The sequence below is a fragment of the Pseudonocardia xinjiangensis genome (assembly GCF_050948425.1).
GTDB classification, from domain to species: Bacteria; Actinomycetota; Actinomycetes; order Mycobacteriales; family Pseudonocardiaceae; genus Pseudonocardia; species Pseudonocardia xinjiangensis.
The window spans coordinates 549,215-568,617 of the sequence record NZ_CP192009.1 but is presented as its reverse complement, the minus strand read 5'-3'; the positions used below and the strand labels follow the sequence as shown (position 1 = coordinate 568,617).

Here is a 19,403-nt window from a genome sequence, read left to right as displayed (position 1 = left end):
TGTGGAACAGACGCCCGTGCTCGCCGGCCAGGGCCCCGTACTCGCGGCGGTGTCAGCAGGCGGCGTGCTCGGGGCCTTGGCCCGCTGGGGTGTGGGGCTGGCCTGGCCCACGCGGCTCGGAGCCGTCCCGTGGGCCACGCTGACGATCAACGTCGTGGGCTGCCTGCTGATCGGCCTGCTGATCGCAGCGGTGGCCCGGCGGCACCGGCACCACCTGCTGCGTCCGTTCCTGGGCACGGGCGTGCTCGGCGGGTTCACCACGTTCTCCGGCTACGCGGTGGACGCGGTGCGGCTGGTGCAGCACGGGAGCGCCGGTTCCGTGGCCGTCTACGTCGGCGGCACGCTGCTCGGTGCGCTCGCCGCCACCTGGATCGGTCTGGGCGGGCCGCGCCTGCCTGCGAGCCACCGGTGACCGCGCTGTTGGTGGTGCTCGGCGCCGCGGTGGGGGCGCCCCTGCGCTACCTGACCGACCGGGTGCTGCGGCTGCGCTACGGCGCCACCCTGCCGTGGGGCACGTTCATCGTGAACGTGGTGGGCTCGGCGCTGCTCGGGCTGGTGGTCGGCGCCGCCGCCTCCCCCGCCGTCACGGCACTGGTGGGCACCGGCTTCTGCGGTGCGCTCACCACCTACTCCACCTTCGGCGCCGAGACGGTGGAGTTGGCCGAACGAGGCCGCGGACGCTACGCGGCGCTCAACGCCATCGGCTCAGTACTGGCCGGCCTGGCCGCGGCCTGGCTGGGCCTGGCGGTCGGGACGGCGGTCGGGTGACGGCGCGGACGACCCCGTTCACGACCCGAAGGCCAGCTGGCCGACCGTGTAGATCACGAGCCCGGCGAGGGCGCCCACGACGGTGCCGTTGATCCGGATGAACTGCAGGTCCCGGCCCACCTGCAGCTCGATCTTGCGCGACGTCTCCTGCGCGTCCCAGCGTTCGACGGTATCGGTGATCAGCGTGGTGATCTCCGCGCGGTAGTGCCGGACGACGTAGCCCGCCGCCTGGGCGAGCCAGCCGTCGACCTTGCCCCGCAGATCGGGGTCCGTGCTCAGCCGGGTGCCGAGTGCGACGAGCCCGGAGCGCACCCGGGCGCGCAGCGCGCTCGACGGGTCGGCCGCGGCGTCGAGGATCATGGTCTTCACCGTGCCCCACGCCTGGCCGATGAACTTCTGCACGTCCGGGTGCCCGATGATCTGGTGCTTGATGCGCTCGGCGCGCTCGATGGTGTCCGGGTCGCTCTGCAGGTCGGACGCGAACTCCACGAGGAACGTGTCGACGGCCTGGCGCAACGGATGCTCGGGATCGGTCTTCACGGCCCAGGCGAAGTTCTGGACCTCGAGGAAGACGCGGTCGGCGATGAGGTCGTCCACGAACCGCGGCGACCACGCGGGGGCCCTCTCGTGCACGATCCGCAGCACCATGTCGTGGTTGGCGGTGACCCAGTCGTAGGCGCGGTCGCACACCAGGTCGACGAGGCGGCGGTGCGACCCGTCGGCCAGCACCCCCTGCAGCACCGTGCCGAGCGGGGGTCCGATCGGACGCTCCATCAGCTTCGGGACGAGGATCTGCTCGATCACCTCCTGCACGTCCTCGTCGCGCAGGACGGTGACGACCCCACGGGCGGCGGTGGCGAGCTCGGCCGTGATGCGGTCCGCGTTGGCCTCCTGGCCGATCCACGCCCCCACCCGCGAGGACACCTCGACGCGGGCGATCTTGTCGCGCACCACGTCCTCGGACAGGAAGTTCTCCCCGACGAAGTCGCCGAGGCTGTCGCCGATCATGTCCTTCTTCGTGGGGATGATCGCGGTGTGCGGGATCGGCAGGCCGAGCGGACGCCGGAAGAGCGCAGTGACGGCGAACCAGTCGGCCAGCGCGCCCACCATCCCGGCCTCTGCCGTGGCCCGGACGTACCCGATCCAGGCCGGCCCGTCGTTGACCTCCCACCAGCGCGAGAGCAGGAAGACGACCGTGGCGATCAGCAGCAGCCCGGTGGCGAAGAGCTTCATCCGTTGCAGGTCGCGCGCCCTCGTCGCCGCGTCGATCCGGCCGAAGCCGAGACCGACCTCGACGACCGGTCGCAGGCCCGCGGGGCGCTGTGCGCCCGGCGCCGACGCATCCGACGCGGGGGTCTCCGAGATCTGCACGCACCCATAGTGCCCGCACACCCGTACACGTGTTGTCCGAAACGGCAGCCGGACCCGCTGCTCCGGCGGAACCGCGGCACAGGCGTGGGTCTGGCCGGGGTCGATGGTGTTCCACCGACCCCGGCCACGTTCGTGGTGCGGCCGCTCGGCGAGGGACCTCCCACAGCGGGAGATGCACCCTCGGGCGCCGCACCACCGGCGGTCCCGGTCCCCCCGGCGCGGCGCGATGAGCCGCGTCAGCGGGGGTGAACCGGGGGCCGGTTTCGCGGTCCGGTCAGAACCGCATCCCGACCGCCACCGCACCGGCGGGCCGCTGGGCGCCCGGGTGCGGTTCACGGTCGGCCCGCCATCGAACGACGTCGACGGCGGCGTGCACGATCAGGCCTGCTGCGGGCACCCGGTAACCGGTGAGTGCCGGCGCGACGCGCCAGTGGACCCACCCGTCGGGCACCTGGGACGGCGGCGCCAGCACCGCGGCACCCGCGGTGTGGAGGACGACGCCCTCGATGTCGCGAAGCTCCGCGGGGAGCACGGCGCCCGGCGTGACCGGGAACCACCACGACCCGGTGGGGGTGGCCGCCACCGGCACCACCGACCCCGCATCGCGCAGCTGGGCGCACACCTGCCGGCCCCACGCCGCCGGTACCTCGAGGACGTCGAGCGCGGTGCCCGTGACCAACAGGAGCGACGTGGGCGACTGCTCCACCACCACCCATCCGTGGTCGACGAACTCCCGCGCCGCCGCGCGCAGCTCCGCGCCGTACACCGCGCGATAGCTGTCCCAGCCCGGCATCTACAACCTCCGATGTGTCTGTGGAGCCAGCCCGTATGGCGTGTCTCTGTGAGTCTCAACACTGAGCATGACGGCTCGGACACGCATTGGAGAGCCCATAGCGATGACCGAGCCGACCGCCGAGACGAGCGGGCACACTTTCGTGGACCTCCAGATCCACGCTCGGTGAACGACGGGTGACCGGTTGGCGTCGGAGGATTGACGGCGGCTGCGTCGTGTGCTCCGTCATGATCTACCGGTGGCCGTCGACCAGCGGCTGCGACGATGGCCGGGTGCTGATGGTCACCGGTGCCACCGGATATCTGGGGAGTGCCCTGCTCGAGCTGGCCGTGCGGGAAGGCCACGAGGTCCGTGTCCTCGTGCGGGACGCGACGAAGGCGGCGGACCTCCTGCCCGCCGAGGTCGACGTCGTGGTGGGCGACCTGGCCGATGCGGAGGCGGTGCGGCGGGCCGTCCGCGGCTGCGACGGCGTGCTGCACGTCGCCGGTTCCGTGGAGAGCTCGCTGGAGCGCGCCCGCATCGCCAACGTCGAGGGCACCCGGTCGGTGCTCGCCGCCGCGGTGGATGCGGGGGTACGGCGCTTCGTCTACACCAGCAGCAGCGCCGCGGTGATCGACGCGACCGGGCTGGTGGCGGAGACGCCGTCCGCGCCGCCTGCCCTCACCGACCCCTACTCCGCCACCAAGGCCGCGGCCGAGGAGCTGGTGCTCGCCGCGGCGGCCGACGGCCTGGGCGCGGTCGTCGTCAACCCCGTGAGCATCTACGGGCCGAGCCCGCTCGGACCGTTGTCCTACAACAGCCTGTTCCTCGCGGCCGCTCGCGGCGAGGTGCCCGCCGTGGTGGACGCCGCCGTGGGATGGGTCCTCGCCGAGGACGCGGCGGCCGGGCACCTGCTCGCGCTGGAGCACGGAGAGCCGGGCAGGCGGTACGTGCTGTGCGGCGAGATCGCGACGTTCGGGCGGGTGCTGCACACCTTCGCCGACCACGTCGGTGGCCGACGGGTGCAGGTCCTGCCGCCGGGCTCCTCGCTCGGGGAGGACGCCGACACCTTCGCCCGCCGCTCGGAGGTGTACGGGCACCTGCCGCCCGTGCGCGTGGACGACGCCGGCGCCCGGGCGCTGGGCTTCTCACCCCTCGGTGTCGACGACGGGGTGGCCGGCACGGCCGCGTGGGCAGCGGGCCGGTGACAACGCCCCTGGAAAACGCCGGTGCCGGCGCCCCATGAGGGACGCCGGCACCGAAGCTTCGATCGAGAGGGCTTCTCTCAGATGGGGCGGACCGTGTCGGCCTGCGGCCCCTTGGCGCCCTGGCTCGCCTCGAACGAGACGCGCTGGTTCTCCTCCAGCGTGCGGAAGCCGTCCGACTGAATGGCCGAGTAGTGGACGAAGACGTCCGGGCCGTTGTCGTCGGTCGCGATGAAGCCGAAGCCCTTCTCGGCGTTGAACCACTTGACGGTGCCCTGCGGCATACCTGTTCTCCATACGTGAAGCGGACCCGACCGACACTGTGCCGACCGGGGGCTGCACGGGAACACCGACGAACGTTGAAACCTCTCGATCGCCTGTGAAGCCCACCGTCACTCTCCACGGACGCTTCACAACGATCGAGGAAGACACGACTGCAACCGCGGCAGAACCTATCACGGAGGCCCCTCACCGCGAAGAACTCGATCCGGGCCATCTGTTCCACGACAGGAGAAGAAGCCGGTCGTTGCCGTACCGTGATCTGCGCTCGCGAATCCGGTCCGGCCACCGTTCCCCGCCGAAGCGGCGGAACAAGGCCCGGGCCACGGCAGCGGGCTCTCCCTGTCGTCGAAGCGAAGGATGCTCATGCCCCCTGTGCTGCAGGAACGCCCGCCGGCCGGCACGGCCCCCCTCACCGACGGCCGCAAGTCGGACACCGAACAGGCCCTCGTCATCGCGTTCATGGTCCTGCCGCTGCTGGCCCTCGCGGCCGCGGTGCCGCTGGCCTGGGGCTGGGGACTGACCTGGCTCGACGTCGGCCTCGCATCGGCCTTCTACGTCCTGAGCGGTCTCGGCATCACCGTCGGGTTCCATCGCTACTTCACACACGGCTCGTTCAAGGCCGCACGACCGTTGCGGATCGCGCTCGCGGTGGCCGGGAGTATCGCCTTCCAGGGCAGCGTGGTCGGGTGGGTGGCCGACCATAGGCGCCACCATGCGTTCTCCGACAAGGACGGCGACCCGCACTCCCCGTGGTTGTTCGGCACCGGGCCCGCGGCGGTGGCCCGCGGATTCTGGCACTCGCACATGGGCTGGCTGTTGCAACGCGACCGCACCAATGCGCGCCGCTTCGCCCCCGACCTCCTCGCCGACCCCGACATCGCGGCCGTCGACCGCCTTTTCGTCCTGCTGACGCTTACCAGTCTCGGCCTTCCCGCCCTCATCGGCGGGCTCGTGAGCTGGTCGTGGTGGGGCGCCGCGACGGCACTGTTCTGGGCCGGCCTGGTGCGTGTCGCCGTGCTGCACCACGTCACGTGGTCGATCAACTCGATCTGTCACATGGTGGGCGATCGCCCCTTCGCCGCGCGCGACCGTTCCGCGAACGTGTGGTGGCTGGCCGTGCTGTCGTTCGGCGAGTCCTGGCACAACCTGCACCACGCCGACCCGACCTGCGCCCGGCACGGGGTGAAGCGCGGCCAGGTGGACATCTCCGCGCGCATCATCCGAATCTTCGAGAAGCTCGGTTGGGCCCACTCGGTGCGCTGGCCGACGGCTCGCAGGCTGGAGCGGCTCACCCGCTGAGCCGCGGGCGACCGGCCGGCTACCGCGCCGGTTCCGGGACGAGCCCGCGCTCCAGCGCGCGGAAGACCACGTCGAGCAGTTCCAGCAGCTCGCCGTTGTCCTCGGTGAGCCAGTGCTCGTAGGCGGCCAACGCCACGCCCAGGCTGGCGTGCCCGACCGTCTGGGGCACCAGCTCGTCGGGCGACATGCCGAGCCGGGCCGCCGCGTACTCCGCCACCACCCGCCTCCACTCGGCGTAGCGCAGGGTCGAGTGGGCCTGGAGCGCGGGCGTGCCCAGGATCAGCCGTAGCCGCCGCCGGTGCCACGGCTGCTCCTGCGCATCCACCTCGTTGAAGTCGAGCACCGCACGGCGGACGCCCGCCATGACCGGGACGTCCGGGGGCAGGGCGGCGAAGGTGCGGCGCATCCGGTCGAGCTGCTCGTCGAACGCGCCCCACGGGATGTCGTTCTTCGAGGCGTAGTACCGGAAGACGGTGCGACGCCCGATTCCGGCCGCGACGGCGATGTCGTCGACGGTGGTGGTCTCGAAGCCGCGCTCGGTGAACAGGTCGAGCGCGATGTGCTCGATCTCGGACCGGGACGTGACAGGGCGGCGGCCCGCCCGGCGGGGCCGGGCGGCGTCACTGATCGGGTGTACGGGCATCGTCGGGTTCCTCGGCGGCGCGGGCGGGGCGGCCCGGTAGGCCCCCGATCGTCCCACGGCCCCCGCGGGCGCGGATTCCCGCCAGGTCAGGGGTGCCGGGGCGGAGAGCGCCGCGGCCGGTGCCCTCCGACCGGCCCCGGGAAGCCGGTGAGCCCCATCCGGACGGTGTTGCGGCCCGCGTGCTTCGCGCAGTACATCGCGGCGTCGGCCACCTCGAGCAGCTGTGTGAGCTCGGTGCCGTCGACCGGCATCATCGCGCCCCCGATCGACACGCTGAGGTGGTCGATCACCTCCTGGCCGACCGGTGCGGCGATGTCGACCCGCAGACCCCTGATCCGGCGGCGGATCCGTTCGGCCACCGCCTCCGCCCCGGGGTGCCCTTCCTCGCCGTCGAGCCCGGGGAGGAGGACGACGAACTCCTCACCCCCGAAGCGGCCGACGAGGTCGCCCTCGCGGACCTCCGCGCGCACGGCTTCCGCCACGGCCGCCAGCACCTGGTCGCCCACGAGGTGGCCGTACTGGTCGTTGACCTGCTTGAAGTGGTCGAGGTCGAGGACGAGGACCGTGGCGTGGGCACCCTCGCGTTCGATGCGGCGCAGCGCCTGACCGGCCTGGGTGTGCCAGGCCGCGGCGTTGAGCAGGCCGGTCTTGCCGTCGGTGCTCGCCGCCTCCTCGAGCTGGCGTACGAGGACGGTGCGGTGCAGCACGATCAGCGGCGGGAGCACCAGCAGCGCGTAGGCGGCCCCGAAGGACGCCATCGCGCAGGCGGCGAGCGCGCCCATCGAGAGCGTGGCGAACTCCAGCACGGCGTCGTCACCGTGCGCGAGAACCTGCAGGAAGCACTTGAACCGCCGGTTGGGCCCGGACAGCACGATCACGCCGACGACCAGCACCATGTTGACGGCGGCGTACACGAGGAGTGCGGCCAGCACCGTGAGGAGGCCGCCCACGGTACGGAAGAGGGCCGTGGGCTCGCTCAGCCGCATCACGGCGGCGGCGGCCTCCACGGCGAGCACGACGGTTGCCGCGCTGAACAACGCGCGATGCGGGGGTACGCCCGACCGCCGCCACACCCGCGCATAGATGTGGCTGTAGATCAGCACGGCCACGGCCACCGCCAACGGAGCCGGGAGCAGCGCGGCGGCGGCGAACGTCCAGACCGAGCTCAGGTCGATGTGGGGGGTCTCGTCGGACTGGCGTCTGACGCGTTCGACGCCGAGTGACGCCTCCGTGCTCACGATGCCGGCCCCCACGAGCACGGCCAGGGTGAGCAGCCACGAGGACGGCAGGGGACCGACGCCGTGCCGCAGGCTCGCTGCGAGTGTGCCGACGGCGACCAGCTCGACGATCAGGATGATGGTGAGGACCGGAGCCGGCGACGACCAGACGTCCCAACGGGTTAACCCCCCTGGGCGGCGCCGTGGCAGTCGCATTCCCGAGAAACCTTTCAACCGGGCTGTCGTCACGTTCGCATGCCCCCCATCCCCCGACGGATGGTAGCCGGGCGACGACCCTACGTCATCGGCTCGGACGACCGATCACTCGCTGAGCGGCGAGCTGCGGCAACCGGGCGGGCAACGGCGCATCGCCGGAGAGAGATGTGGAGGGGGCCCGCCCGTCCGACCAGGAGGCCGGACGAACACGCCTCGGCCATGTTACTGGACCCACCCGCCCGAACGACCAGCTCACGGGCTGTGACCTGCGGGGATTGTGGCCAGGGGCGGGGTCGAACCGCCGACCTACCGCTTTTCAGGCGGTCGCTCGTACCAACTGAGCTACCTGGCCGAACCGGCGGTGTGCCGGATGGTGGAGCGACCCAGACGGGACTCGAACCCGCGACCTTCGCCGTGACAGGGCGACGCGCTAACCAACTGCGCCACTGGGCCTTGCGTTACTGCATCGTACGGTGGTGCTGGTGGAACGTACCCCCAACGGGATTCGAACCCGCGCTGCCGCCTTGAAAGGGCGGAGTCCTAGGCCGCTAGACGATGGGGGCTTGGACCGCCGGGGCGGTCCCCGCCCGCAACGGCTGTCCGTTGGGAGCCGCACAAGCATAGGACGAGCCCTTGCGGGCCCGAAACCCGGGGGGTGCTTTACCGGTAGAGCCGGCTCGACCGCAGGTCACGGGCCGAGCCGGCCGACGGTCAGCGGATGACGGGCGGTGGCTGGTCGGGGTTGGCCGAGATCAACCCGAGCATGTCGAGCAACTGACGGAGATCGTCGGAGTCCGCGGAGTTGCGTGCGACGACCAACCTCGCGCGGTGCAGTTGGTCGTCGGAGACGCGGTAGGCGTCCGCCGCCGTGCGCTGACTCGGGATGGCGCCTCCCGGCGCCATGCGTTCCTCACCGATCTCCCGCCGTGCACTTCCGATACCACTCATCGACGCCTCCCCGTGCGGTCGTCACCCAGGCCTCGACCGAGAGGGGGCGCGTGAACCGCAGACAGCGCCGTCCACGGAAATCGGCCGCCTTCACCCTTTCCGGGTACCCCACCCCGGATCGGAACGCCCCGCAGCCACCCCCGTGGCCGTGACCGGCACGTTACCTACCGTCCCCCCGCGACGCACCCCTCTTCCCGGGGGAAGATCCGGCCCCGACGTGACGGACCGAACACCCGGGAGTGCGCTGCGCCACTACGCCTGCTTACCCCCTGCGGGTACCGTCGCCGTCGATCCGTGAAGCGCTGTGGGCCGTCGTGGCACCCGATGTCGGTTCTGCCACCATTCGACCCACACCCGAGGAGGCTCTGCATGTCCGTCGAGGCACCGTTCCGCTCCGAGGTCACCGTCACCGGAATGACCTGCCACCACTGCGTGACATCCGTCACCGAGGAGATCAGCGAGATCGACGGCGTCGACGCCGTCGAGGTCAGCCTCGACAGCGGAGCCGTCACCGTGCTGGCGGACCGGGAGATCACCCGCCCCGAGATCGAGGCGGCCGTCGCCGAGGCCGGCTACGCCCTCGCCGACTGACTCCTCGTCCACCGCCGCACCCCGCTCGGCCGGCGCCGGGCGGCCGCGGTCGTAGGCTCCCGGCATGCCTCCGCCCCGCGACCGTCCGCGCTCGCGTCACCGTGCCCCTGCCCCCGGGCCGGCAGCTCCCCGGGAACCGGCCGTCGAGGACCCCGAACTCAACTCCTACCTCGCCGCCCTCGCCGGCGGCGGTGAGCACGAGACGGAGCTGACCGGACGCTTCGGGTCGGCCCAGGTGTTCCAGCTGCGACTGCCCGCCCTGCGGATCGAGCAGCTCCGGCGCATCGCGGACGACCGCGGCGTCTCGCCGGGCGCGCTGGCCGTCGACTGGGTGATCGAGCGGCTGAACCGGGAGGACACCCCCACCGGGCCGATCCCCGTCGTCGACGGCGGGTCGGAGGAGACGCAGGAGGACCGGCCCCACCGCGGGCTGCGCGGCCTGCGCAGGCTCGGCAGGCGGCAGTAGGTCGTCAGCCGCCCGACAGCAGCACGCGCACCGGTGAGGTGCCGGCGAGGCACGGGCTGCCGGTGAGCAGCTCCGGGTCCACAGCGCCCGCCATCGCGCGGTAGCCGGCGGCGGAGAGGTGCAGCCCGTCGCCCGAGTCGAACTCGGGCGCCAGGCTGGTCGGTTCCGCCGGGTCGGCCACGCTCGCGGCGAAGTCGAACACCCCGTCCGCGTACTCCCGCCCGTGCACCCGCACCCAGGCGTTCACCGCTGCGCGGTTCGCGACCGCGGCGGACGTGCCGTGGGGTCCGGCGTCCGACGGGGTGATCGTCGTGAGGAACACCCGCATGCCCGCGCTCCTGGCGCGCTCGGCGAACCGCCGCATGCCCTCGGTGATCTCGGCGGCGCTCCGGCGCGCGGCCACGTCGTTGGTGCCGATGTGCAGCACCACGTCCGTCGCGCCGGCAGCGGAGGCGACGTCCCGGTCGAAACGGGTGAGTGGGGAGTCACCCCCGCCCGCGGTGCCGTCCGAGAGCAGCCGGTTGCGCGCGATGCCGGCGTTGAGCACCGACATCACCGCGGCCCCGCCGGACCTGGAGAGCCGGTCCGACAGCGCGTCCGACCAGCGCTCGTCGGCGTCGGGACCGCTGCCGACGCCGTCGGTGATCGAGTCGCCGACCGTGACCACCGCGTTGACCGGACGCGGCACGAGCACGTCCACGCCGGTGAGGACGAGCCACGAGCCGACGGGGACGGGGAAGGCGGACGCGTCGCCGAGTGTCCAGTCCCCGCGACGGGACACGTAGGAGGTCTGCAACGCCACCGAGTGCTGCGTGAGAACGGGCGGGGCGACCGGCAGGAACATGCTGACGGCCAGCGGACGGCCGGCCTCGGCGACGAGCGGGACCGGGTCGCTCAGGACGTCGGCGCCTGCCGGGATGACCACCGACGGCTGCCCGCCGAACATCACCGACGCGACGGTGCCGGGCAGCAGGCCGGCCCCGCCGTCGGACCGGGCGGCCGACACGCCGGCGACCGAGAGCGGCACGGTGCCGTAGGCGTTGGACAGGCGCAGGCGGATCTCCGAACCGGTGACCTGCGGGTGCACGACCATGCGGAGCGTGGTGCCGCCCAGTGCCGGGTTGCCGGGTGCGGGCTGGGCCGCGGTCTGCCAGCCGGTGACCCAGTCCGGGGCGCACGCGTCGGGGGCCGCGACCGGTTGGACGTCGGCGGCGGCACCTCCCGTGCCGTAGGTCCCGACGGAGACGCCGACGGCCAGGACGATCGCCACCGCGACCGCGAGGCCTGACGGGGCGTGCCGTGCCCACTGCAGGCCGGGCCACGGCAGAGCCCGCACCCGTCGTCCGAACCGCACCGGTCCGCTCACCCGTCCCCCTCGGTCACACCCCGGCTCACCAGCCCGGATCGTCGGCCCCGACCGACGCCCCGATGCCGCAGAACCTCCCGCGGAATCTTCATCGCCCGCAGCCTGCGGAGCGCACCGGGACGCGCCACACGAACGGGTAGTAGGCAACTCGTTACACGCAGTGGAACGAGTCGGCGCCTCGTCCGGGAGTCGGCCGATCGGGTGGTGACGCTACGTCGCGTCACGCCGTAACCCGGTCGGCCGCATGGCCGGGAGCCGGGCTGCGACCCGGTCGGGACCTCACCACCCGAACAGGTGGAGATCGGCGACGACCTGGCGCGAACCTGCCCACCGCTCCCGCCACCCATTTAGGGTCTCGATCGGGTTCCCGCCCGGTCGGCGTCGACGCAGGGGCGACGGCCACGGGGCCACAGCGTGAGGAGGCCGTCGTGGGCGAGTACGAGGACATCTTCCGGGCCGCCACCGTTGATCCGGAGGCGTTCTGGCTCGGCGCGGCGGAGGCCGTCGACTGGCACGTGGCGCCGACACGGGCCCTCGACGGCACCCGGCCGCCGTTCTACCGCTGGTTCCCCGACGGGGAGCTCAACGTGTGCCACAACGCCCTCGACCGGCACGTCGACGCCGGACGCGGCGAGCAGGCGGCGCTCGTTCACGACTCCCCGGTGACCGGCACCCGGCGCACCTACACCTACGCCCAGCTGCGCGACGAGGTCGCGCTCTTCGCGGGCGTGCTCACGGGCCTGGGGGTCGGCCGGGGCGACCGGGTGGTGATCTACCTGCCGATGGTGCCCGAAGCCGCGGTGGCGATGCTCGCGTGCGCCCGGATCGGCGCCGTGCACTCGGTGGTGTTCGGCGGCTTCGCGCCGAAGGAGCTGGCGGTCCGGATCGACGACGCCACCCCCACGGTCATCGTCTCCGCGTCCTGCGGCATCGAGGGCAAGCGCGTGATCGAGTACAAGCCGCTGCTGGACAAGGCGATCGAGCTCGCGGAACACAAGCCGTCCCGGTGCGTGATCCTGCAGCGGCCGCAGGCAGAGGCGGAGCTCGGGGAGAACGACGTGGACTGGGCCGGGGCGATGGCGGCGGCCTCGCCCGCCGGCTGCGTGCCGGTGCGGGCGACCGACCCGCTCTACATCCTCTACACGTCGGGCACGACCGGGAAACCCAAGGGCGTGGTGCGCGACGGCGGCGGCTATGCGGTGGCGCTGCGCTGGTCGATGCCGAACGTCTACGACGTCGACACCGGGGAGACGATCTTCACCGCGTCCGACGTCGGGTGGGTCGTCGGGCACTCCTACATCGTCTACGCGCCGCTGCTGGCGGGGGCCACCACGGTGCTCTACGAGGGCAAACCGGTCGGCACCCCGGACGCCGGGCAGTTCTGGCGCGTCGTCGCCGAGTACGGCGTGAAGAGCCTGTTCACCGCGCCCACCGCCTTCCGGGCGATCAAGAAGGAGGACCCGAAGGGCGAGCTGCTCGGCCAGTACGACCTGTCGACGCTGCGGTACCTGTTCCTCGCGGGCGAGCGGCTCGACCCCGAGACCCACCGCTGGGCCTCCGACCTGCTCGGCATCCCGGTGATCGACCACTGGTGGCAGACCGAGACGGGGTGGCCGATCGTGGCCAACCCCGCGGGCATCGAGCTGCTGGAGATCAAGCCGGGATCACCGACGAAACCGCTGCCCGGCTGGGACGTACAGGTGCTCGACGCCTCCGGGCAACCCGCCGAGCCGGGCACCGACGGCGCGATCGTCGTCAAGCTGCCGATGCCACCCGGCTCGCTGCCGACGCTCTGGAACGACGACGAGCGGTTCGTCGCCTCCTACATGTCCGCGTTCGAGGGCTACTACCTCACCGGCGACGGCGGGCGCGTCGACGAGGACGGATACGTCTACGTCATGGGGCGCACCGACGACGTGATCAACGTGGCCGGGCACCGGCTGTCCACCGGCAGGATGGAGGAGGTCCTCGCGTCCCACCCGGATGTGGCCGAGTGTGCCGTGATCGGGGTGGCCGACCCGCTGAAGGGCCAGGTCCCGCGCGGGTTCGTGGTGCTCAAGGCCGGCGTCGACCGGGACGAGGAGCAGCTTCGCGGCGAGCTCGTGCAGCTCGTGCGCGACCAGGTCGGCGCGGTCGCGAGCCTCCGGGACGTCGCCGTCGTGCCCGCTCTGCCCAAGACCCGGTCCGGGAAGATCCTGCGCAAGACCATGCGGGGGATCGCCGACGGCGTCGACGAGCCGGTGCCCTCGACGATCGACGACGCCTCGGTGCTCGATGCGCTACGCGCGGTGCTGCGGCGCGGGTAGTCGGATACAGCCGACTTGATCACATTCGTGGTCGCACGGTAACGCTGGGTGCCGAGCCGGAGATACCCGGGCAGGTCGGCGCTCCCCCACGTCGGCCGCACCGTTGCACCGAGAGGACCCCCGACTCTCATGGACCTGCCCCGTCGTACCCGCGCGGCCGCATCCGCCGCCGCACTCAGCGCAGCCCTCGTCGCCGGCATGGCCGGCACCGCGTTCGCCTACGACAACCTCGACTGCGGCGACTTCACCTACCAGGAGGACGCCCAGGCCGCCTTCGATGCCGCAGCGGCCCGCTCCCACCCGCTCGACGACGCCCGCAGCGGAACGTCCGGCGACGGCGTGGCCTGCGAGGCGCTGCCGCACCGAGACTCCTGGGCTGCCGATCCGGCCGTCGGCGACCAGCTTGAGGACGCCGTGGTCGCCCCCACCCCGGTGACCACTCCGCAGGCCGCTCCCGGGAAGCTCGTGACGGTTGCCGACCGTGCGGGCGGCCGATGGGTCCCCGAGTCCGGCGGAGTGACGACCGGAGGGACACCGTCGCCGTGACAGCGCTGGTCAGGTGAGGGTCACCTGAGTATCGCCGCGGCGCGAAGCGGTGCACCATGTGGCCATGAAGGTCGTGGTCGACTTCGATCTGTGTGAGTCCAACGCCGTCTGCATGGGCATCGCCCCCGCGGTGTTCGAGGTGCGGGAGGACGACTTCCTCTACATCCTCGACGAGAACCCGCCCGAGGCGATGCGCCCGACGCTCGAGGAGGCGGTGGCTGCCTGCCCGCGGGCGGCCATCAAACTGGTCGACTAGGGGTCCCCGGCGCGGCACGCGCCGGGAACGACGTGCCGCTCCCGGCGCGCCGACGGGCGATTTCGAGCATCATGACCGTGTCGCCCCGCGCCGAGGAGCATCGATGACTGCTGTCTGGGACACCCCGCTGACCCCACTGGCATTCCTGCGCCGCTCCGCGGATGTCTTCCCCGACAAGACGGCCGTCGTCTACGGCGAACGCCGGTTGAGCTACGCGGAGCTCGCCGCCGAGACCACCCGCGTGGCGCACGCGCTGCGCGGATCCGGGATCGAGGCGGGCGACCGCGTCGCCTACATGCTGCCGAACATCCCCGAGATGCTCGTGGCCCATTTCGCCGTGCCGCTCGCCGGTGCGGTGCTCGTCGCGATCAACACGCGCCTGTCCAGCCAGGAGGTGCGCTACATCCTCGACCACGCGGGCGCGAAGGTCCTGGTGATCGACGCCGCCCTGCACCCGACGGTGGCTCCGGTCGCGCGCGAGCTGAAGACCGTCGAGGAGATCGTCACGGTGGTCGACCCCGCGAACCCCGGCGACGGCAGCGGCAGCGGGGTCACCTACGACGACCTGCTCGCCCGCGGCCACGACGAACCGCTCCCGTGGTCCGTCGAGGACGAGACCGCCTGCATCTCGATCAACTACACCTCGGGGACCACCGGCAAGCCCAAGGGAGTGCAGTACTCCCACCGCGGCGCCTACCTGAACTCGTTCGGCGAGGTGGTGCACTCGGGCCACACCTTCGACAGCGTCTACCTCTGGACGCTGCCGATGTTCCACTGCAACGGCTGGTGCACGCCGTGGGCCGTCACCGCGATCGGTGGCACGCACGTCTGCCTGCGCGAGGTGCGCGGCGACGCGATCTGGCAGCTCATCGAGGAACACCGGGTCACCCACCTCAACGGCGCGCCCACCGTGGTCACCACGATCATGCGGGCACCCGGGGCGCGGCAGCTGGACCACGCCCTCACGGTCACCACGGCAGGCGCCCCACCCAGTCCCACCACGATCCTGCAGATGGAACGGATGGGTTTCCGGATCGTGCACGTCTACGGCCTCACCGAGACCTACGGGCCGTACTCGGTGAACCAGTACCAGCGCTCGTGGGACGACCTGGACCCCGAGGAGCGGGCCGCCCGGCAGGCCCGGCAGGGCGTCGGCATGGTCTGCGCCGACAAGGTGCGCGTGGTCGACACCGAGATGAACGACGTCCCCGCCGACGGCACCACGATGGGCGAGGTCGTCATGCGGGGCAACAACGTGATGCTCGGCTACTACGACGACCCGGCGGCCACCGACAAGGCGTTCGAGGGCGGGTGGTTCCACTCCGGCGACCTCGGCGTGCTGCACCCCGACGGCTACATCGAGCTTCGCGACCGCGCGAAGGACGTGGTGGTCTCCGGTGGGGAGAACATCTCGACGATCGAGGTGGAGCAGGCGGTCGTCTCCCACCCGGCCGTGGTCGAGGCGGCCGTGATCGGGGTGCCCGACGAGGAGTGGGGTGAGCGGCCCAAGGCGTTCGTGGTGCTCGCCGACGGGAAGAGCGCCACCGAGGACGAGCTGATCGACCACGTGAAGGGTCGCATCGCCCGGTACAAGGCGCCCAAGGCCGTGGAGTTCGTGGAGGAGCTGCCCAAGACCTCCACCGGAAAGGTGCAGAAGTTCGAGCTGCGCGAGAAGGAGTGGTCCACGGAGTCGAGCCGCATCCGCGGGTGAGCTCCGCCCTACGCGGGGGTGGCGAGGACCCGGCCGATGTACCAGCCGTTCCAGACCATCAGGGCGACGAAGGTGGCGACGAACAGGCCTTCCGACGCCCCGACCCCGATGTCGACGGGCAGCAGGACGACGAGCGGTATGCGCAGCACCGCCTCGGCCAGCAGGCCGACCCCCCACACGGCGGAGGTGAGCCGGAACCCCCGGCGCACGTGCGGCTCGCTCCGGTACCGCTCGCTCAGTGCCTCGGCCCTGGCGGGCAGGAAGCTCTGGGCCGCCGCGAGCGTCAACGGGCGCCCGCCCAGGATCGCGGTCACGAGGAAGACCGCCCCGACGGCCGCGGTGACCAGCGAGCTCTTGAGCAGTAGCGCCTTGGGGTCCCCGCTGACGAACGCCAGCAGCAACCCGATGCCGTAGACCAGCAACATCAGGACGGCGAACTGGTTGAGCGTGCGGTGGCGGACCGCTCCCCAGACGGTCCTCGCGGCGGCGATGCCGGACGCCGCGAGGAGGGCGACCCAGTCGGTGGCGCCGGCCAGGCGCAGCGCGTAGTAGGCGGCGACGGGCAGGCCGACGTCCCAGGCCAGGCCGCGGACCATCACCAGCGTGGGGTTGGGGCGCGGATCACTCGTGGGCCGGTCAACGGGCATGGCGACTCCGGTGCCTACGTCGGTCCGGGAGGTGTTCGGCATGACGCGAGCATGCACTGGCCCGAACTGACATGTCAAGATTGACATGTCAGTTTCGGCGGCCGAAGAAATCACCCGAGACGGATCATCCAGCCGTTAGCATTGCTCAAGTGACGGAAGCGACGCGGGCGGCCGTCGGGGCCGTCACGACCACGACGGCCGCCGTGCTGCCGGTGTTCCTCACCGGGGCCCTGGCCGTGCAGATCTCCGCAGAGCTGGGTTTCGACCCCGCGGGTCTCGGGCTCGTCGTCGCGCTCTACTTCGGGATCAGCGCGCTGGCCTCACTCCCCTGCGGCTGGCTCGTCGAGCGGTTCGGCTCGGGGCCGACCAGCCGGGCGGCGGTGACCGGCGCCGCCACGGCGATGGCCGCGGTCGCCACCTTCGCCGGCTCGTACGTGGGCCTGGTGACGATCCTGCTGCTCAGCGCGTGGTGCAACGTGCTCGGCCAGCTGTCGTCCAACCTGACGCTCGCACGCTACGTCCCCGCCGCCCGGCTCGGACTCTCCTTCGGGATGAAGCAGTCGGCGATCCCGCTGGCGACGCTGCTCTCCGGCGTCGCGGTGCCGGCCGTCGCGCTGACCGTCGGCTGGCGGTGGGCCTACGTGATGGGTGCCGGGCTCGCGCTGGCCGCCCTGCTGGTCGCCCCCCGGGACGCCGAGGACCGGGTCCGCACACCGGCCACGCACGGGGAGCGGGCCACGGCTGCGCTCAGCGTCATCGGGATCGCCGCCGGTCTGGCCGCCGCCGCGGCCAACGCGCTCGGCATCTTCCTGGTCGCGTCCGCGGTGGACCGCGGGATCAGCCCGGGCCTCGCGGGACTGACCCTGACCCTGGGCAGCATCGTCGGGCTGGTACTGCGGCTGGCCAACGGATGGTTCGCCGACCGCAGGTCGGGCGGCCACATCGCGGTGGTCGCCGGGAGCCTGCTCCTCGGCGCGGGCGGCCTCGCCCTGCTCGCGGTACCCGGCGTCCCCGCGCTCGTGGCCGGCACCGTGCTCGGCTTCGGTCTCGGCTGGGCCTGGCCCGGTCTCCTGCAGTTCGCGGTGGTCCGGCTCAACCCGTCGGCCCCGGCTGCGGCGACCTCCATCATCCAGGCGGGGGTGTACGCGGGCGGGTTCATCGGCCCGCTCGGCTTCGGCGCCATCGCCACCCACGCGGGGTTCCCGGCGGCGTGGCTCACCGGCGCGGTCACGATGGTGGTCGCGGCAGCCCTGATGGCGGTGGGCAGGCGGATGCTCGTGGCCCACCGCACCGCCCGTGAGGTGTCGGCCGCCGCGTAGCTGCACGCCGCGGCGGCCCACGGGGTTCACCTCCGGGCGTGGAGCGCGTCCAGCAGCTCGCCGAGAGTGCCGTCCGCCGCCTGCACGATGATCTCCTCCGGGTCGCCGTCCAGGTCGAGCTCGTGCACGCGGCCGTCCGCTCCGTCGTCGACGCCGACGTACACGGTGCCGGGGTCCTGCCCGTCCTGCGGGTCCGGCCCCCCTGCGCCCGTCACCGCGACGGCCACGTCCGCACCGAGCAGGCGCCGCACGCCGCGGGCCATCGCCGCCGCCGCCTCGGCGCTGACGACGGGACCGTCGGGAACGTCGAGCACCTCGTGCTTGACCTCGCTCGAGTAAGCCACCAGCGATCCGCGGAACCATTCGCTGGCCGCCTCCGCGGCGGCGAGCGCCGAGGCCACCATCCCGCCCGTGAGCGACTCGGCCACGGCGATCGTCACACCGTGCCGGCGCGCCAGCTCGGACACCTCACGGGCGAGGCGGTCGCGGGTGTTCTCCTCCTGCTGCCCTGACTCCTGTTGCTTCTGCGTAACCGTCGACTGTGACTGCACGCGTAGCCGGTACCCGCCTGGCACCCCGTCAATCCGACCGGAGCCGGTCGCACAACCCGATCGCGTCGTAGGGCGCGTGCACCTTGACGTCGTTGTCGAAGTAGACGAACACGTCCCGGCCCTCCGGCCGCCGGGGCGCCGCCGGGGCGACGGTCTGCTCGCCCGTCGGCGCCTCGCCGTCCCGCCAGGCCCGGACCTTCGCCGCCCACCTGTCCAGCGCCTCCGGGGTGTACCCGCTGGTGTAGAGCTCGGCGTCGCCGTGCAACCGGACGTAGACGAAGTCGGCGGTCACGTCCTCGAGGTACGGCCAGGTCCCCGCCGTGTCCGCGACCACCAGCGCGACGCCCTGCTCGCGGAGCAGCTCGACGAACGCCGGGGTGCAGAAGCTGGGATGGCGCACCTCGATGGCGTGGCGCAGGGGGCGGTCGGCGTCGGTCTCGGTGTGCGCCCGCCCGTCGAGACGCTCGTCGTGCCGGGCGGCGATCTCAGCGGCGGCTCCGGTGCTGCGCGGCAGCAGGGTGAGGAACTCCTCGATCCGTCCCGGATCGAAGCGCAGCCGGGGCGGGAGCTGCCACAGCACGGGCCCGAGCTTCGGCCCGAGGGCCAGCACGCCCGAGGCGAGGAAGTTCGCGAGTGGCGTCCCGACGTCCCGCAGCTGCTTGAGGTGGGTGATGAACCGGCCGCCCTTGACCGCGAAGACGAAGTCGTCGGGGGTCTCCGCGACCCACGCGCGATAGCTCTCCGGGCGCTGCAGCGAGTAGAAGGACCCGTTGATCTCGATGCTGGTGACCTGCCGGGACAGGTGCTCCAGCTCCCGGCGCTGCACCAGGCCTTTCGGGTAGAAGGTGCCGCGCCACGGCGGGTAGCGCCAGCCCGACGTGCCGACCCAGGTACCGGCCACGTCGGCGAGCATCTCATCCGGC

At 72.3% G+C, this 19,403-nt stretch carries 21 protein-coding genes and 3 tRNA genes; 11 read left to right on the top strand and 13 right to left on the bottom strand.

Translation table 11 applies throughout. From position 1 onward, the window contains the following. The first annotated feature begins 1 nt into the window (after position 1). Both crcB (ACQPZA_RS02790) and crcB (ACQPZA_RS02785) read left to right on the top strand, forming a co-directional pair. Positions 2 to 412: a fluoride efflux transporter CrcB gene (gene crcB, locus ACQPZA_RS02790; RefSeq protein ID WP_433278101.1), complete on the top strand. Its 411-nt coding sequence runs from the start codon at positions 2 to 4 to the stop codon at positions 410 to 412. Then, positions 409 to 768: a fluoride efflux transporter CrcB gene (gene crcB / locus ACQPZA_RS02785; protein ID WP_169398479.1), complete on the top strand. Its 360-nt coding sequence runs from the start codon at positions 409 to 411 to the stop codon at positions 766 to 768. Before crcB (ACQPZA_RS02790) ends, crcB (ACQPZA_RS02785) begins: the two co-directional genes overlap by 4 nt. An 18-nt stretch (positions 769 to 786) precedes the next feature. Here crcB (ACQPZA_RS02785) and ACQPZA_RS02780 read toward each other — a convergent pair whose 3' ends face one another. Both ACQPZA_RS02780 and ACQPZA_RS02775 read right to left on the bottom strand, forming a co-directional pair. Continuing rightward, positions 787 to 2,001 (bottom strand): DUF445 domain-containing protein, encoded by a 1,215-nt coding sequence (locus ACQPZA_RS02780; RefSeq protein ID WP_169398496.1) that lies wholly within the window; start codon positions 1,999 to 2,001, stop codon positions 787 to 789. Between the two features lie 412 nt (positions 2,002 to 2,413). After that, positions 2,414 to 2,932, bottom strand: a complete 519-nt coding sequence (locus ACQPZA_RS02775) for a bifunctional DNA primase/polymerase (protein ID WP_169398478.1) — start codon at positions 2,930 to 2,932, stop codon at positions 2,414 to 2,416. A gap of 227 nt (positions 2,933 to 3,159) precedes the next feature. Between ACQPZA_RS02775 and ACQPZA_RS02770 the strand changes: the two genes are divergently transcribed. Further along, positions 3,160 to 4,119, top strand: a complete 960-nt coding sequence (locus ACQPZA_RS02770; protein WP_433278099.1) for an NAD-dependent epimerase/dehydratase family protein — start codon at positions 3,160 to 3,162, stop codon at positions 4,117 to 4,119. Positions 4,120 to 4,196: 77 nt separating this feature from the next. Here ACQPZA_RS02770 and ACQPZA_RS02765 read toward each other — a convergent pair whose 3' ends face one another. Then, positions 4,197 to 4,400 (bottom strand): cold-shock protein, encoded by a 204-nt coding sequence (locus ACQPZA_RS02765; RefSeq protein ID WP_142059975.1) that lies wholly within the window; start codon positions 4,398 to 4,400, stop codon positions 4,197 to 4,199. 361 nt (positions 4,401 to 4,761) lie between these two features. Here ACQPZA_RS02765 and ACQPZA_RS02760 point away from each other — a divergent pair, with 361 nt between their 5' ends. Then, complete coding sequence (locus tag ACQPZA_RS02760) at positions 4,762 to 5,697, top strand: acyl-CoA desaturase (protein ID WP_433278096.1); 936 nt, start codon at positions 4,762 to 4,764, stop codon at positions 5,695 to 5,697. Between the two features lie 19 nt (positions 5,698 to 5,716). Here ACQPZA_RS02760 and mftR read toward each other — a convergent pair whose 3' ends face one another. From mftR to ACQPZA_RS02730, 6 genes are all read right to left on the bottom strand, one after another. Beyond that, positions 5,717 to 6,340 (bottom strand): mycofactocin system transcriptional regulator, encoded by a 624-nt coding sequence (mftR, locus tag ACQPZA_RS02755; protein WP_433278094.1) that lies wholly within the window; start codon positions 6,338 to 6,340, stop codon positions 5,717 to 5,719. Positions 6,341 to 6,426: 86 nt separating this feature from the next. Beyond that, positions 6,427 to 7,773 carry a GGDEF domain-containing protein gene (locus tag ACQPZA_RS02750; protein ID WP_433278092.1) on the bottom strand — a complete coding sequence of 449 codons (1,347 nt, stop codon included), beginning with the start codon at positions 7,771 to 7,773 and terminating at the stop codon, positions 6,427 to 6,429. Between the two features lie 278 nt (positions 7,774 to 8,051). Continuing rightward, positions 8,052 to 8,125 (bottom strand) — tRNA-Phe (locus ACQPZA_RS02745). A gap of 27 nt (positions 8,126 to 8,152) precedes the next feature. After that, positions 8,153 to 8,226, bottom strand: a tRNA-Asp gene (locus tag ACQPZA_RS02740). Between the two features lie 37 nt (positions 8,227 to 8,263). Next, positions 8,264 to 8,336, bottom strand: a tRNA-Glu gene (locus ACQPZA_RS02735). 148 nt (positions 8,337 to 8,484) lie between these two features. Continuing rightward, entirely contained in the window at positions 8,485 to 8,721 is a 237-nt protein-coding gene (locus ACQPZA_RS02730) for a hypothetical protein (RefSeq protein ID WP_246267224.1), read from the bottom strand. Between the two features lie 369 nt (positions 8,722 to 9,090). On the opposite strand from ACQPZA_RS02730, the gene ACQPZA_RS02725 reads away from it, so the two are divergent. Together ACQPZA_RS02725 and ACQPZA_RS02720 are read left to right on the top strand one after the other, a co-directional pair. Continuing rightward, positions 9,091 to 9,312: a heavy-metal-associated domain-containing protein gene (locus tag ACQPZA_RS02725; RefSeq protein WP_433278090.1), complete on the top strand. Its 222-nt coding sequence runs from the start codon at positions 9,091 to 9,093 to the stop codon at positions 9,310 to 9,312. 64 nt (positions 9,313 to 9,376) lie between these two features. After that, entirely contained in the window at positions 9,377 to 9,778 is a 402-nt protein-coding gene (locus ACQPZA_RS02720) for a hypothetical protein (RefSeq protein ID WP_433278088.1), read from the top strand. A 4-nt stretch (positions 9,779 to 9,782) separates the two neighbouring features. Here ACQPZA_RS02720 and ACQPZA_RS02715 read toward each other — a convergent pair whose 3' ends face one another. After that, entirely contained in the window at positions 9,783 to 11,144 is a 1,362-nt protein-coding gene (locus ACQPZA_RS02715) for a GDSL-type esterase/lipase family protein (RefSeq protein ID WP_433278087.1), read from the bottom strand. Between the two features lie 428 nt (positions 11,145 to 11,572). On the opposite strand from ACQPZA_RS02715, the gene ACQPZA_RS02710 reads away from it, so the two are divergent. The 4 genes from ACQPZA_RS02710 (at position 11,573) to ACQPZA_RS02695 (ending at position 15,963) form a co-directional block, all read left to right on the top strand. Next, on the top strand, positions 11,573 to 13,450 hold the full coding sequence (locus tag ACQPZA_RS02710; protein ID WP_433278085.1) for a propionyl-CoA synthetase: 1,878 nt from the start codon (positions 11,573 to 11,575) through the stop codon (positions 13,448 to 13,450). Positions 13,451 to 13,579: 129 nt separating this feature from the next. Then, positions 13,580 to 13,996: a hypothetical protein gene (locus tag ACQPZA_RS02705; RefSeq protein ID WP_433278083.1), complete on the top strand. Its 417-nt coding sequence runs from the start codon at positions 13,580 to 13,582 to the stop codon at positions 13,994 to 13,996. Between the two features lie 64 nt (positions 13,997 to 14,060). Further along, positions 14,061 to 14,252, top strand: a complete 192-nt coding sequence (locus ACQPZA_RS02700) for a ferredoxin (protein ID WP_169397638.1) — start codon at positions 14,061 to 14,063, stop codon at positions 14,250 to 14,252. Positions 14,253 to 14,355: 103 nt separating this feature from the next. Beyond that, entirely contained in the window at positions 14,356 to 15,963 is a 1,608-nt protein-coding gene (locus ACQPZA_RS02695) for an acyl--CoA ligase family protein (RefSeq protein ID WP_433278080.1), read from the top strand. 8 nt (positions 15,964 to 15,971) lie between these two features. Here ACQPZA_RS02695 and ACQPZA_RS02690 read toward each other — a convergent pair whose 3' ends face one another. Then, complete coding sequence (locus ACQPZA_RS02690; RefSeq protein ID WP_433278078.1) at positions 15,972 to 16,610, bottom strand: VC0807 family protein; 639 nt, start codon at positions 16,608 to 16,610, stop codon at positions 15,972 to 15,974. 149 nt (positions 16,611 to 16,759) lie between these two features. On the opposite strand from ACQPZA_RS02690, the gene ACQPZA_RS02685 reads away from it, so the two are divergent. Next, entirely contained in the window at positions 16,760 to 17,929 is a 1,170-nt protein-coding gene (locus ACQPZA_RS02685; protein ID WP_433278076.1) for an MFS transporter, read from the top strand. 26 nt (positions 17,930 to 17,955) lie between these two features. Here the strand turns inward: ACQPZA_RS02685 and ACQPZA_RS02680 are convergent, their stop codons facing one another. After that, positions 17,956 to 18,480, bottom strand: coding sequence for a CinA family protein (locus ACQPZA_RS02680; RefSeq protein ID WP_433278074.1), 525 nt, complete (start codon positions 18,478 to 18,480; stop codon positions 17,956 to 17,958). A 28-nt stretch (positions 18,481 to 18,508) separates the two neighbouring features. Continuing rightward, positions 18,509 to 19,393: a DUF72 domain-containing protein gene (locus ACQPZA_RS02675; protein WP_433278072.1), complete on the bottom strand. Its 885-nt coding sequence runs from the start codon at positions 19,391 to 19,393 to the stop codon at positions 18,509 to 18,511. Positions 19,394 to 19,403: the final 10 nt, after the last annotated feature.

Excerpts from the sequence above, each read along its gene's own strand:
- mftR (WP_433278094.1), bottom strand. The coding sequence starts at position 6,340 with ATGCCCGTACACCCGATCAGTGACGCCGCCCGGCCCCGCCGGGCGGGC.
- ACQPZA_RS02760 (WP_433278096.1), top strand. The coding sequence starts at position 4,762 with ATGCCCCCTGTGCTGCAGGAACGCCCGCCGGCCGGCACGGCCCCCCTC.
- ACQPZA_RS02775 (WP_169398478.1), bottom strand. The coding sequence starts at position 2,932 with ATGCCGGGCTGGGACAGCTATCGCGCGGTGTACGGCGCGGAGCTGCGC.
- ACQPZA_RS02780 (WP_169398496.1), bottom strand. The coding sequence starts at position 2,001 with ATGAAGCTCTTCGCCACCGGGCTGCTGCTGATCGCCACGGTCGTCTTC.
- ACQPZA_RS02765 (WP_142059975.1), bottom strand. The coding sequence starts at position 4,400 with ATGCCGCAGGGCACCGTCAAGTGGTTCAACGCCGAGAAGGGCTTCGGC.
- ACQPZA_RS02705 (WP_433278083.1), top strand. The coding sequence starts at position 13,580 with ATGGACCTGCCCCGTCGTACCCGCGCGGCCGCATCCGCCGCCGCACTC.
- ACQPZA_RS02690 (WP_433278078.1), bottom strand. The coding sequence starts at position 16,610 with ATGCCCGTTGACCGGCCCACGAGTGATCCGCGCCCCAACCCCACGCTG.
- ACQPZA_RS02695 (WP_433278080.1), top strand. The coding sequence starts at position 14,356 with ATGACTGCTGTCTGGGACACCCCGCTGACCCCACTGGCATTCCTGCGC.
- ACQPZA_RS02675 (WP_433278072.1), bottom strand. The coding sequence starts at position 19,393 with ATGCTCGCCGACGTGGCCGGTACCTGGGTCGGCACGTCGGGCTGGCGC.
- ACQPZA_RS02700 (WP_169397638.1), top strand. The coding sequence starts at position 14,061 with ATGAAGGTCGTGGTCGACTTCGATCTGTGTGAGTCCAACGCCGTCTGC.
- ACQPZA_RS02770 (WP_433278099.1), top strand. The coding sequence starts at position 3,160 with ATGATCTACCGGTGGCCGTCGACCAGCGGCTGCGACGATGGCCGGGTG.
- ACQPZA_RS02725 (WP_433278090.1), top strand. The coding sequence starts at position 9,091 with ATGTCCGTCGAGGCACCGTTCCGCTCCGAGGTCACCGTCACCGGAATG.
- ACQPZA_RS02730 (WP_246267224.1), bottom strand. The coding sequence starts at position 8,721 with ATGAGTGGTATCGGAAGTGCACGGCGGGAGATCGGTGAGGAACGCATG.
- ACQPZA_RS02720 (WP_433278088.1), top strand. The coding sequence starts at position 9,377 with ATGCCTCCGCCCCGCGACCGTCCGCGCTCGCGTCACCGTGCCCCTGCC.
- ACQPZA_RS02750 (WP_433278092.1), bottom strand. The coding sequence starts at position 7,773 with ATGCGACTGCCACGGCGCCGCCCAGGGGGGTTAACCCGTTGGGACGTC.